This window comes from Bacillus sp. 7894-2 (assembly GCF_002272225.1).
Classification (GTDB): domain Bacteria; phylum Bacillota; class Bacilli; order Bacillales; family Cytobacillaceae; genus Cytobacillus.
The window spans coordinates 1-12,383 of the sequence record NZ_NPDG01000136.1; the positions used below are offsets into that span (position 1 = coordinate 1).

12 protein-coding genes are annotated in these 12,383 nt (G+C 45.3%); 10 read left to right on the forward strand and 2 right to left on the reverse strand.

The annotated features are described in order from the left end of the window. The first annotated feature begins 252 nt into the window (after positions 1 to 252). From CHI10_RS19495 to CHI10_RS19540, 10 genes are all read left to right on the forward strand, one after another. Entirely contained in the window at positions 253 to 1,077 is an 825-nt protein-coding gene (locus CHI10_RS19495; RefSeq protein ID WP_095245844.1) for a M55 family metallopeptidase, read from the forward strand. Between the two features lie 13 nt (positions 1,078 to 1,090). Then, the gene (locus tag CHI10_RS19500) at positions 1,091 to 2,023 is read left to right on the forward strand and encodes an ABC transporter permease (protein WP_095245845.1); all 933 of its coding nucleotides are present in this window, start codon (positions 1,091 to 1,093) and stop codon (positions 2,021 to 2,023) included. Between the two features lie 62 nt (positions 2,024 to 2,085). Beyond that, a complete protein-coding gene (locus CHI10_RS19505; protein WP_370460364.1) occupies positions 2,086 to 2,979 on the forward strand; it encodes an ABC transporter permease in 894 nt (297 codons plus the stop codon). A 4-nt stretch (positions 2,980 to 2,983) separates the two neighbouring features. Beyond that, positions 2,984 to 3,982 (forward strand): ABC transporter ATP-binding protein, encoded by a 999-nt coding sequence (locus CHI10_RS19510; RefSeq protein WP_095245847.1) that lies wholly within the window; start codon positions 2,984 to 2,986, stop codon positions 3,980 to 3,982. A 114-nt stretch (positions 3,983 to 4,096) separates the two neighbouring features. After that, positions 4,097 to 5,722, forward strand: coding sequence for a peptide ABC transporter substrate-binding protein (locus CHI10_RS19515; protein WP_095245848.1), 1,626 nt, complete (start codon positions 4,097 to 4,099; stop codon positions 5,720 to 5,722). A 362-nt stretch (positions 5,723 to 6,084) separates the two neighbouring features. Continuing rightward, positions 6,085 to 7,005: a S66 peptidase family protein gene (locus CHI10_RS19520; RefSeq protein WP_095245849.1), complete on the forward strand. Its 921-nt coding sequence runs from the start codon at positions 6,085 to 6,087 to the stop codon at positions 7,003 to 7,005. Between the two features lie 13 nt (positions 7,006 to 7,018). After that, a complete protein-coding gene (locus CHI10_RS19525) occupies positions 7,019 to 8,125 on the forward strand; it encodes a dipeptide epimerase (protein ID WP_095245850.1) in 1,107 nt (368 codons plus the stop codon). 26 nt (positions 8,126 to 8,151) lie between these two features. Beyond that, complete coding sequence (locus CHI10_RS19530) at positions 8,152 to 9,081, forward strand: C40 family peptidase (RefSeq protein ID WP_095245851.1); 930 nt, start codon at positions 8,152 to 8,154, stop codon at positions 9,079 to 9,081. Between the two features lie 2 nt (positions 9,082 to 9,083). After that, the gene (locus tag CHI10_RS19535) at positions 9,084 to 10,094 is read left to right on the forward strand and encodes an ABC transporter ATP-binding protein (protein ID WP_095245852.1); all 1,011 of its coding nucleotides are present in this window, start codon (positions 9,084 to 9,086) and stop codon (positions 10,092 to 10,094) included. 1 nt (position 10,095) lies between these two features. Beyond that, entirely contained in the window at positions 10,096 to 10,881 is a 786-nt protein-coding gene (locus CHI10_RS19540) for a serine hydrolase (RefSeq protein ID WP_095245853.1), read from the forward strand. A 62-nt stretch (positions 10,882 to 10,943) separates the two neighbouring features. Here CHI10_RS19540 and CHI10_RS19545 read toward each other — a convergent pair whose 3' ends face one another. Next, entirely contained in the window at positions 10,944 to 11,669 is a 726-nt protein-coding gene (locus tag CHI10_RS19545; protein WP_095245854.1) for a YqcI/YcgG family protein, read from the reverse strand. Between the two features lie 106 nt (positions 11,670 to 11,775). Beyond that, positions 11,776 to 12,195, reverse strand: a complete 420-nt coding sequence (locus CHI10_RS19550) for a DUF4395 domain-containing protein (protein ID WP_095245855.1) — start codon at positions 12,193 to 12,195, stop codon at positions 11,776 to 11,778. Positions 12,196 to 12,383 lie beyond the last annotated feature (188 nt).

Consider the following 12,383-nt stretch of genomic DNA (forward strand, 5'->3'; position numbering starts at 1 on the left):
GATTGTAGCGGAAGGTGCGAGACTCCAGCGGGAGTAGCGGGACAGGTGAGACCCCGCAGACGCGAAGCGTTGAGGAGGCTCACCGCCTGCCCCGCGGTTTGCTGAGCATCCTGGAGCGGAAATCAACGGGCAACATTGATAGGCTAATAACAATTTAAAAGGTAAATAAATTGCTGATTTAATTTACAGAAAATATCAAAATGATCTACAATATAGAAAACTATAATAATATAATATTTTGGAGGATTCTGAATGAAGCTTTATCTATCTGTTGATATGGAAGGAATTACGGGTCTGGCTGATCATACACATGTCGGATCATCAAAGCACAATTATGAACGCAGCAGGGTAATTATGACTGATGAGGCAAACCATGTGGTGACAGCTGCCTTTGAAGAAGGCTGCAGTGAGGTGATTGTCAATGACAGCCACTCGAAAATGAACAACCTGCTAATTGAAAGAATGCACCCGGAGACACAGCTGATTACGGGTGATGTTAAGCCATATTCAATGGTTCAGGGCCTGGACTCAAGCTTTACTGGTGCCATGTTTGTTGGATATCATGCACGTGCTTCCATGAAAGGGGTTATGTCCCACTCCATGATCTTCGGTGTAAGAAATATGTACATCAATGATCATGCCATTGGAGAAATGGGCTTCAATGCTTATGTGGCTGGCTATCATGGCGTGCCGGTTCTAATGGTGGCCGGAGATGACCAGGCGGCACTGGAAGCAGAGAAATTAATCCCGAATGTGACAACAGCTGTTGTAAAAGAGACGATATCACGGTCTGCTGTGAAATCGCTTACTCCTGCGAAAGCGGGCCTGCTTTTAAGAGAAAAAGCGGCAGAGGCACTTAGCAAAAAGGAGCTTGTCAAGCCGCTTGTGCCGCCGGAAAACCCTGTGTTGAAAATTGAATTTGCCAACTATGGCCAGGCTGAGTGGGCTGCTTTAATGCCTGGTGCAGAGATAGAAGAAAATACAACCATTGTCCGCTATCAGGCTAAAGATATTCTTGAAGCATACCAGGCTATGCTCGTGATGACTGAGCTGGCCATGAGAACTACATTCTGTTAGGAAGTGTTAATGAATGACTGGATACATAATAAAACGCCTCATCGCAATGGTCGTCACACTTTGGTTCATTATCACTCTGACGTTTTTCTTAATGCACTCCATACCCGGATCGCCTTTTAATGAAGAAAGAAACACCAGCGAAGCGGTCCAGCGGAATATGGAGAAATTCTATCATTTGGACGAACCGCTGTATGTCCAATATGGGATGTACTTGAAATCCGTTGCAACATTTGACTTTGGACCATCTATTAAAAAGTCCTCACAGACGGTGAATGAAATGCTGGGACGGGGGTTCCCGGTGTCGTTTGAACTGGGAATCGTCACTTTGATTGTGGCTGTTATCTCAGGGATTGCGCTCGGAATCATCGCAGCTCTCCGGCACAATGGCTTTATTGATTATTTAGCGATGACCATTGCAGTTCTGGGAATATCAGTGCCAAACTTTGTGCTTGCCACACTATTAATTCAGCAGCTTGCTGTCAACCTGGCAATCCTCCCGGTGGCTACCTGGTCAAGCCCTAAGCATATGATTCTGCCGACTCTGGCGCTTGCGACCGGTCCTATGGCGATTATCGCCCGTCTGACACGTTCAAGCATGCTGGAAGTTCTGACACAGGATTACATCAAGACGGCCAAGGCTAAAGGCCTGTCACCGGTGAAAATTGTTTTTAAACATGCACTGAGAAATGCCCTTCTGCCTGTTGTAACCGTATTGGGGTCGCTTGCTGCAAGCATTTTGACAGGAACCTTTGTTATTGAAAAAATATTTGCCATTCCCGGAATGGGAAAGTATTTCGTAGAAAGCATCAATACGCGTGATTATCCCGTCATTATGGGAACCACCGTTTTCTACAGCTCGATTTTGATTATAATGCTGTTCCTCGTGGACATTGCATACGGAGTTCTGGACCCAAGAATTAAGCTTCATAAAAAGGAGGCGAGCTAATGGAACTGCGCAAACAGCATGATAACCGCAACCTTGCACCCGATATTCCGGATGACTGGTTTATGCCAAAGGCCAAAGACGAGGATGCAGCGGAAGCAGTTGTAAGGCCAAGCCTTTCTTATTGGCAGGATGCATGGCGCCGGCTTTTGAAAAATAAACTGGCGATGGCAGGGCTATTCTTTCTTATAGCCTTAGCCTTTATGGCCATATTCGGCCCGATGATTTCTCCGCATAATGTATCCCAGCAGTCATTGGCCAATCAGAATCTTCCGCCATCTTCAAAATACTGGTTTGGAACAGATGAATTAGGCCGGGATGTTTTTGCAAGAACATGGTACGGAGCAAGGATCTCCTTATTCGTTGGAATCGTGGCAGCCATGATTGATTTTGCAATCGGAGTCATTTACGGCGGTATTGCCGGCTATAAAGGCGGCAGAACAGATAATGCCATGATGAGGGTAGTGGAAATTCTTTATGGACTTCCTTATTTGCTGGTTGTTATTTTAATCAGTGTTGTAATGGGACCTGGTTTGTTCACCATTATATTCGCCCTTTCCGTAACGGGCTGGGTCGGGATGGCCCGGATTGTCCGCGGACAGGTTCTGCAGATCAAGAACTATGAATTTGTACTGGCATCAAAGACTTTCGGAACAAAAACATCGAGGATTATAAAGAAAAACCTGCTGCCGAACACGATGGGCCCTATCATTGTCCAGATGACTTTAACAGTGCCATCAGCCATCTTTGCAGAGGCGTTCCTGAGCTTTCTGGGATTAGGTATTCAGCCGCCTTTTGCCAGCTGGGGATCCATGGCCAATGATGGACTGTCTACGATTCTATCAGGTCACTGGTGGCGCCTGTTCTTCCCTGCCTTTTTCATTTCCCTGACCATGTTTTCATTTAATGTGCTTGGAGACGGATTGCAGGATGCCCTCGATCCGAAGTTAAGGAGGTAGCAGCATGGAGAAAGTACTAGAAGTAAAAGACCTGCATGTCACATTTACCACTTATGGCGGGGAAGTCCAGGCTGTAAGGGGTGTATCATTTGATCTCTTCAAGGGGGAAACCCTGGCGATTGTTGGTGAATCCGGCTGCGGAAAGAGTGTAACGTCCCAGAGCATCATGCGGCTGATTCCATCTCCTCCCGGGAGAATAGCAGATGGCTCTGTCCTATTTAAAGGGAAGGACCTGACAAAACTAAAAGAGTCTGAAATGCGGGATATCCGCGGTGCCGATATTTCGATGATCTTTCAGGATCCCATGACTGCATTAAACCCTACGATTACCATCGGGGAGCAAATTATAGAGGGAATTATGCAGCATAAAACCGTATCAAGGCAGGATGCCCGTAAAAAGGCCCTGGAAATGCTGAATTTAGTTGGAATACCAAATCCATCCGAAAGATTGAAGCATTATCCGCACCAATTCAGCGGAGGGATGAGGCAGCGGATCGTGATTGCCATGGCCCTTGTCTGTGAGCCGGAAGTGCTGATTGCCGATGAACCGACTACAGCACTGGATGTAACGATTCAAGCGCAAATTTTGGATTTATTTAAAGATATCCAGAAAAAAACTGGAGTATCTATCATAATTATTACCCATGACCTGGGGGTTGTCGCTCAAGTAGCAGACCGCATCGCTGTCATGTATGCAGGGAAAATAGTGGAGGCCGGAGAACGAAGGGAAATCTTCTATAATCCTCAGCATCCCTATACGAAGGGCCTGCTGAATTCCGTTCCGCGTCTTGACCTGGATGGTGCCGATCTTATTCCCATAGGCGGATCGCCGCCGGATTTATTCGCTCCGCCGGCTGGATGCCCATTTGCTGCCCGCTGCGAATATGCAATGGAGGTATGTGACCGGGTTTATCCCTATAAAACGCATTTAAGCCGGGATCATCATGTGGACTGCTGGCTCCAGGATGAGCGGGCACAAAAAATGCATGCAGGTGTAAAGTAAGTACTTCCTTTCGCAGTGCCATACCCGGTACGGCACTGCGAAAGTTATGAATCTATCAGCTGTCAGACAGGCATCTGGTAGATAAAGAAATATATTTTAAGAGGGGGAAAAAGAATGAAAAAGTTTTTATCGCTGCTGCTTGCAGGTGTGTTGCTATTCGTTATGGCAGCCTGTACGGCAAATGAAGATGCAGGCAAAGAAACAGACGGCAAGGATGATGGCAAGAAAGAAGAAAGTGCTGAAAAGGTGCTTTATTTAAACAATGGCCAGGAGCCGACTTCGTTTGACCCTCCAATCGGCTTTGACTCTGTTTCCTGGAGCGCACTGAACAACTTGATGGAAGGTTTGACACGTCTGGGAAAAAATCATGAGCCGGAAGCAGCCATTGCCGAAAAGTGGGATGTATCTGAAGATGGAAAGACTTATACATTCCATATCCGCGAAGATGCCAAATGGTCAAATGGCGATCCTGTAACAGCAGGTGATTTTGAATTTGCCTGGAAGCGCCTTTTAAATCCTGATACAGGTTCTTCAGCCGCTTTCCTCGGCTACTTCATTGAAGGCGGAGAAGCTTATAACAACGGGGAAGGATCAGCTGATGATGTAAAAGTAAAAGCAGTTGATGATAAAAAATTTGAAGTCACTTTAGTTAGTCCGCAGGCTTATTTCTTAAGTGTAATCACTAACCCTGCATTTTTCCCGATCAATGAAAAAGTAGCAACAGAAAACCCGAAGTGGTTTGCTGAAGCAGAATCTTTTGTGGGCAACGGTCCTTTCAACCTGACAGAGTGGGAGCATGACAGCCACTTTGTAATGGAGAAAAACGATCAATACTGGGATGCTGATAATGTAAAACTGGATAAAATTAATTGGGCGATCATTGATGATACCAATACTGAATACCAAATGTATCAAACCGGAGAGCTTGATGTATCGGCTGTTCCATCTGAGCTGAGCGAAAAGCTATTGGGTGAAGCAAAGGTTGAAGACCAGGCCGGTGATTATTTCTACCGATTTAACGTAAATATGGAGCCATTCCAGAACGAAAACATCCGTAAAGCCTTCTCAATGGCAGTGGACCAGAAGCAAATCGTTGACTTTGTAACCAAGAATGGAGAAAAGCCAGCATACGGATTTGTAGCCTATGGATTTAAGGATGCTGATGGCAAGGATTTCCGTGAAACAGCAGGAGATCTTGTCCAAACGAATGTAGAAGAAGCGAAGTCCCTTCTTAAAAAAGGAATGGAAGAGGAAGGCTATGAAACACTTCCTGAAGTTACTTTAACGTACAGCACAAGTGATTCTCACAAGAAGATCGCTGAAGCTCTTCAGCAAATGTTCAAGGAAAACCTTGGCGTTGAAGTGAAGCTTGCCAATATGGAGTGGAATGTATTCGCTGAAGAACAAAAAGCGCTTAAATTCCAATTATCCCGAAGCTCATTCCTTGCTGACTATGCTGACCCAATCAACTTCCTTGAAAACTTCCAGACAGGACATTCCATGAACCGCACTGGCTGGAGCAATGATAAGTACGATCAGCTGATCAAGGATGCTAAGAATGAAGCAGACGAAGCAAAGCGCTTTGAACTGATGTATGAAGCGGAAAAAATCTTATTCGAAGAAATGCCGATTATCCCTATCCATTTCTACAACCAGGTATATCTCTATAATGATGCTGTTTCAGGAATTGTCCGCCATCCGGTTGGATATCTGGAGCTTAAATGGGCAGATAAGAAGTAATACTTCTTCGGCTTGATGTGAAAGTGACAGGAAAAGGGGTGTTCGTGTGAACATCCCTTTTTTTCAGAAGAATATACTTTTTGATGAATAAGAATCTTTGAACTTTGATAACTGTCTAGCTCCGAGCGCCATCGGCTCGAGGTCTTAAGCCAATCACTTATGAAGGCAAAAAACGCCTTCTGCCAGCGCTTGTCTTAAGCTTGTCGCCGATAAGCGGGCGCTCTCCGCTTTTCGAGTTATTTCCCGAAAAATAATATATTTTCCCGAATTTTAGCTTATATCCTCGACAATCATTTCATTTCCCAAACAATGCTTTTGCTGAAGGAGCATATAATGCTATAAAACGAAAAGGATGTGACAGCATGGCAATCAAACCTCAGCGCCTGAAAAAAGGTGATGCGATTGGAATTATAGCACCGGCAAGCCCGCCCAATCAGGAGAACCTGAAACGATCCCTGTCTTTTTTGGAAGAGCTTGGTGTAAAGGTAAAGATGGGCGAGCATGTGGCAGACCAATATGGTTACCTGGCCGGGAAGGATGAAGACCGTCTGGCTGATTTACATAACATGTTTGCGGATAAGGAAGTCAAAGCGATCATTTGTGCAGGCGGCGGCTACGGAACCGGGAGAATTGCGTCCCAAATTGACTATGATCTGATAAAAGAAAACCCGAAAATTTTCTGGGGATACAGTGATATAACCTTCCTGCACACCGCCATCCGCCAAGAGACAGGATTGGTCACCTTCCATGGGCCGATGCTCGCCTCTGATATTGGCAAAGAGGATGCGGATCCGCTATCCAAGCAATATTTTAACCAGTTATTTGAGCCGGTCACGCTTGACTATCCAGAAGGAATTTCAGAATTGGAGACGATGGTGAACGGGAGTGCCGCGGGTGTCTTAACGGGCGGAAACCTGTCTCTTATGGCCAGTACAATCGGAACCCCATATGAAATTGATACAAAAGATAAACTTGTGCTTATTGAAGACATCAACGAAGAGCCCCGTGCGGTCGACCGCATGCTGAACCAGCTCCATATGGCAGGGAAGCTTTCGGATGCGGCCGGCTTTATCATTGGGGACTTTAATAATTGCGTTCCGGAAAGAGAACTTTCCCTGGAACTGGATGAAGTTCTGGACACATATATTAAAAGGGTGAATAAGCCTGCTGTAAAAGGCTTTCATATCGGCCATTGCTCTCCGCATATTTCTGTGCCATTAGGTGTAAGGGCAGAATTGGATGCAGCCGGTAAAAAGCTGAAAATCGAAAGCGGAGTTAAGTAAAAGGGTGGTATAGATGAAAATAAACACGATCGAAACATTTAGAGCTGCGGTACCACTGAAAAAACCATTTAAAACAGCTTTGAGAACTGTTGAGACAGCTGAAACACTTGTTGTAAAAGTAACATGCGATAACGGGATAGCCGGGTGGGGAGAAGCACCTCCCACTGTGGTGATCACCGGGGACAGCCTGTCAAGCATAGAGTCAGCCATTCATCATGTATTAAAGCCAATGCTGATCAATAAGAGTCTTCTAAACTATGAGGAGATCTTCCAGGGGATTCAGTCCGCATTAATAGGAAATTCGAGTGCAAAGGCAGCGGTGGATATGGCCTTATACGATTGTCTTGCACAGCAATGCAAACTGCCTCTTTACCAATTTTTAGGCGGACATAAAAATGAGGTGGAAACGGATTATACAGTAAGCGTCAATGGTCCGGAAGAAATGGGAGAAGATGCGGTTTCCTATGTTCAGCAAGGCTTCGATGTCCTTAAGGTAAAGGTAGGAAAGGATGATATTTTAACAGATATAGAGAGAATACGGGAAATCCGTAACCGGGTAGGATCGAAAATTAAAATCCGCCTGGATGCCAATCAGGGCTGGAAACCAAAGGATGCTATTTATGCCATCCGGAAAATGGAAGCACTGGACTTGAACATTGAGCTTGTCGAACAGCCGGTAAAGGCTTGGGATATAGAGGGGCTTAAACAGGTTACCGACGCGGTGGATACACCGATTATGGCAGATGAGAGTGTTTTTACACCGAAGCAGGCATTTGATGTCATTAAAACGCGAAGTGCTGACCTGATTAATATCAAACTGATGAAATCAGGGGGCATTTATCAGGCGCAGATCATTAATCAGCTCGCTGAAGTATGCGGGATGGAATGCATGGTAGGCAGCATGATTGAAACCAAGATCGGCATTACGGCCGCAGCCCATTTTGCAGCCAGCAAAAAGAATATAACCCGTTTTGATTTTGACGCCCCCTTGATGATGGCAAAAGAAATTGTGGAAGGCGGAATCCGCTATTCCGGCCGCAAAATTACCCTGCCATCTGAACCTGGCCTTGGTATCAGAAATGTATCATTAGCAGTAAACAAGCAGGAATTGACATCCTGAGAATTTTTAAAGAGGAGGAATTCGGTTTGGCAATTAAGCAGAAATGGCTGGTTTCGGTTCCGGCTGCGACCTTGTGGACAGCTAGCGATTCATCAAGAGAAATGGACACTGAAGCCATCACTAACCCGGTTAATCTGGATGCCTGGCTTGAAAAGCTCACCTATGAGCCCCGGCTGGAGCTTTGCGACGGGAATCTTGTGCAATCACAACTTTTGTACGGAGAAGAAGTGAATATATTGGAGGAGAGAGATGGATGGGTACAAGTTGTTGTCCCGAGCCAGCCTTCCTCAAAGGATGAAAGAGGGTACCCTGGCTGGTTGCCAAAGGCCCAGCTGACTCAAAATGAAGATTGGAAGCTTAGTAGTGAAAAAGCTGCTGTCATCCAGAACAAAAAAGCAACTCTCTATTCGACTGACAGAGAGCCGGGACTTGTTCTAAGCTATCAAACCGTACTTCCAGTCTTACAAGAAGAAGCCGATTGGATCCAGGTTCAGACACCTGAAGGAGAAGGATTCTTAAAATCTGCTGACGTAAAGGTCTTTGAATCAATCGAGGCTATACGGAAAGGCAGCGGAAGAGACATCATTGCTGCGGGAGAACAATTTATAGGCCTTCCCTATCTTTGGGGCGGCATGAGCAGCTATGGATATGACTGTTCAGGGTTCAGCTATTCGATGTGCAAAGCAAATGGAGTGATCATTCCACGTGATGCCCACGATCAGGCGGAAGCAGGGAAACCGGTCGAACTGGATGCCATTGAACCAGGGGATCTATTATTTTTTGCTTATGAAGAAGGAAAAGGCAAACTCCATCATGTAGGCATCTATTATGGTGATGGAAAGCTGCTTCATTCTCCAAATACCGGTAAAAACATCGAAATTATCGACTTGAAAGATACCATCTATGAAAAGGAACTATGTGCAGCTAGACGTTACTGGCAAGAGACGGGGGAATAAACATGGCAAAAAAAGCACTTTTACAGGTCAACAATCTGAAAAAACATTTTTCAATGGGAAAAGGACAAACCCTGAAGGCTGTTGATGATGTCTCCTTTCATATCAAACAGGGAGAAACTTTCGGGATTGTCGGCGAATCCGGCTGCGGAAAATCAACCGCAGGGCGTACCATCATTGGCTTATATAACCGTACAGAAGGGGAAGTCCTTTATGACGGGAAAAATGTCCATAACATGACTGAAAAAGAGAGGTTTGCTTTTCACAGGAGAATGCAGATGATTTTTCAGGATCCGTATGCCTCTTTGAATCCGCGTTCTACCGTACAGGAGATTATTTCCGAGCCCATGGAGGTTCATGGGTTATATCCGAATAAGAGGGAGCGTCTCGAGCGGGTCTATCAGCTTCTGGAGGATGTAGGTCTTAACCGCGACCATGCTAACCGTTATCCGCATGAATTCAGCGGCGGGCAGAGGCAAAGAATTGGAATTGCCCGTGCTTTGGCGCTGGATCCGGAATTCATTATTGCTGACGAGCCAATCTCAGCACTCGATGTATCGGTACAAGCCCAGGTGGTGAACCTGCTTAAGGGTCTCCAGGAGAAAAAAGGGCTGACCTACTTATTTATCGCCCATGATCTCTCAATGGTTAAGCATATCAGCGACAGAATCGGCGTTATGTACTTAGGCCATCTAGTGGAATTAACCACAAGCGAAAACTTATATAAAAATCCGCTTCACCCATATACACAGGCCCTGCTGTCGGCGATTCCCATCCCTGACCCTGATATCGAGGATAACCGGGAAAGAATCATTCTGGAAGGGGAGCTCCCAAGTCCAATGAATCCGCCAAGCGGCTGCGTATTCCGCACACGCTGTCCTTATGCGATGGAGGCTTGTGCTTCCATGAAGCCTGAGTGGCAGGAGATTGAGAAGGATCACTTTGTAGCCTGCCATTTATATAATGAAAAAGTAACGGGCGACAATAACCGTCCCCAAGTGGCGGCTGCGAAATAAAATGGATTTTCATACACTTAAAGCGGAAATTCTTACATTGGCCAGCAGCTGCGAAGGCCGCGTTGCTGTATGTATCCATACCGGGGATGGTGTCATTGAAAAAGATGCCGATGCCGTTTTCTCTTCAGCCAGCTTAATAAAGGTGCCGATTTTACTTGCAGGACTTTCACAGGCGGAGAAAGGGATGCTGCAGCTTGAGGAGGAATTGGAAGTTACTGTTTCTGCCCGTGTTGGCGGATCAGGTGTATTGCAAGCTATGGCCAGAGATTTGAAGATCAAGGTGACAGACCTAATGACCCTTATGATCATTGTGTCTGATAATACAGCGACTAATCTTATCATTGAGCTGCTCGGAATAGAAAAAATCAATCAGCTTTTCAAAAATTTGGGGTTTAATCACACATCATTAAACAGAAAGATGATGGATTTTGAAGCACTGAAAAACGGCATAGACAACACCACGACTGCCAGGGATATGCTGTATGGCATAAAGGCATTGGCAGAGCAAAAGCTTTTATCAGGGAAGTATACTGAAAAAGCTCTGTATATATTGGAAAACCAGCAGTTTAAAAACAAACTTGCCAACACGATAGACGAGGAAAAAGTCACGGTTGCGGGTAAAACAGGCGAACTTCCCGGCATAGAACATGATTGCGCGATATTTACGCATAAAGGAAAAGCAGTCTGCGCTGCAGTACTTGTGGACAGGCTCCAAAATCAGGCAGCCGGCAAAGAAGTATTGTCCGCAATCGGCAGCCGCATTAATCAATATATGACACATAAATAAGGAGCCGCTCACTGAGAACGGTTCCTTGTTTATTTATGCAGTTTTTTCACTGAACTTCCTGATTATTTATGATGAAAAGGGCATTTCCCTTCGATTGGCTTAACGTCATCACCGATGAAGTATTGCTTCCACTCACGGTGTTCGGGATCGCCATAGTGGCTGATGTTTGGATGGGTAGGGAGGCCATCCCATTTTTCAACCCGCTCCCTTACTTTTTCCCTCGACATGACGCCGCCTTTAGAGGTGCCTTCCAGACCTTCAAAAATACGGCGCGGCTGGAATCCAAGCACAAGACTGTTGCCTAAATCCCTCGTCTTTCTCTGCTTGTATGCAGGCGCATTGCCAAACACAAAGAATGGCTCCTCCGCAAAAGAAAACGCCCATAAATGATGGTCCGGATCTGTCGGATAATCCTTCGGCCATGGCTTTGTATCAACCTTATGCAAATACTGAAGGATATTCCAGAAATTTTCTCTGTAATGTTCAAGCGGCTTTTCATCTTTTTCAGGCTCCACAAATACAAACAGGCCATGACGAATAAGCTTTGGTGCATCAAAGAGCTCGATAAAGGATTCAAGAGCCTCCGGCAGATTAGACCAGTCATCCTTTGTAATATAGGCATATCTCAATTCACCGCGCATTTCTGCAGTCATGCCAAAATAGCACGGGAAGGTTTTATCTGTAACTGTATCATGAAATGTTTTATATTCTTGAATAACCCACTCAGGCACAATATCGGGGTTAGTCATATCTTCTTTTGTCAAAAGAAACTTACTGGCAGTTTTCATTTTTTCACCTCGGAATATTTTACTTATGAAATATGTACCCCTTAAAAAGTCCTTTGAAACTAGCTGGGTGAATAAGGAAACGAAAAAGGCAGCCGTGATGGCTGCCTTACGAATTTCGGTACTTATACTGGTTAAGCTGAAAGCGGATAAAACAGCCGATGCAAAATCCCAGAATGGCAATAAACGCTGAAAGAGCGACCATCCCTGTAAAAATATACCCTGCAGCTGTCCAGCCCAGCAGAAAGCTGATCAGCCCAAGCGCCAGGCAGGCAACAGCAATCACCTGATTAAATTGCTGCTGCTCCCAGTCTTCGGGGATGTACTCAGAAGGACTCTTTCTAAGAAAATGTCGTGCTGTACGCATAATCGGATTGTAGCCGAATAATAGGCCCATTGCACCTGCGAGCAGCGGAAGTGCGAGTATCCAGGCTTCTCCGGTAAACCAAGAAGCTAAAACACTTAATACAATTGACCATTGATTGGTTCTTACGAGCGGACGGGGAATCGAAATTGGTGTATTCGCCATTTATTTTCCGACCTTTCTCATTGGTTTTATTGGTATTAATAGTTTACTGAAGTTGTTTGATTTTGTGAAGAGAAAACGCCTGGAAAATAAAAAGTATGATTCAGCTTCGGACAGAGAAAGCAGAAAGAGGAGCGCCAGAGTCAAAACCCTGGCCAACTTCGGACACAGAAAGGAGAAAAGAGCCAGTT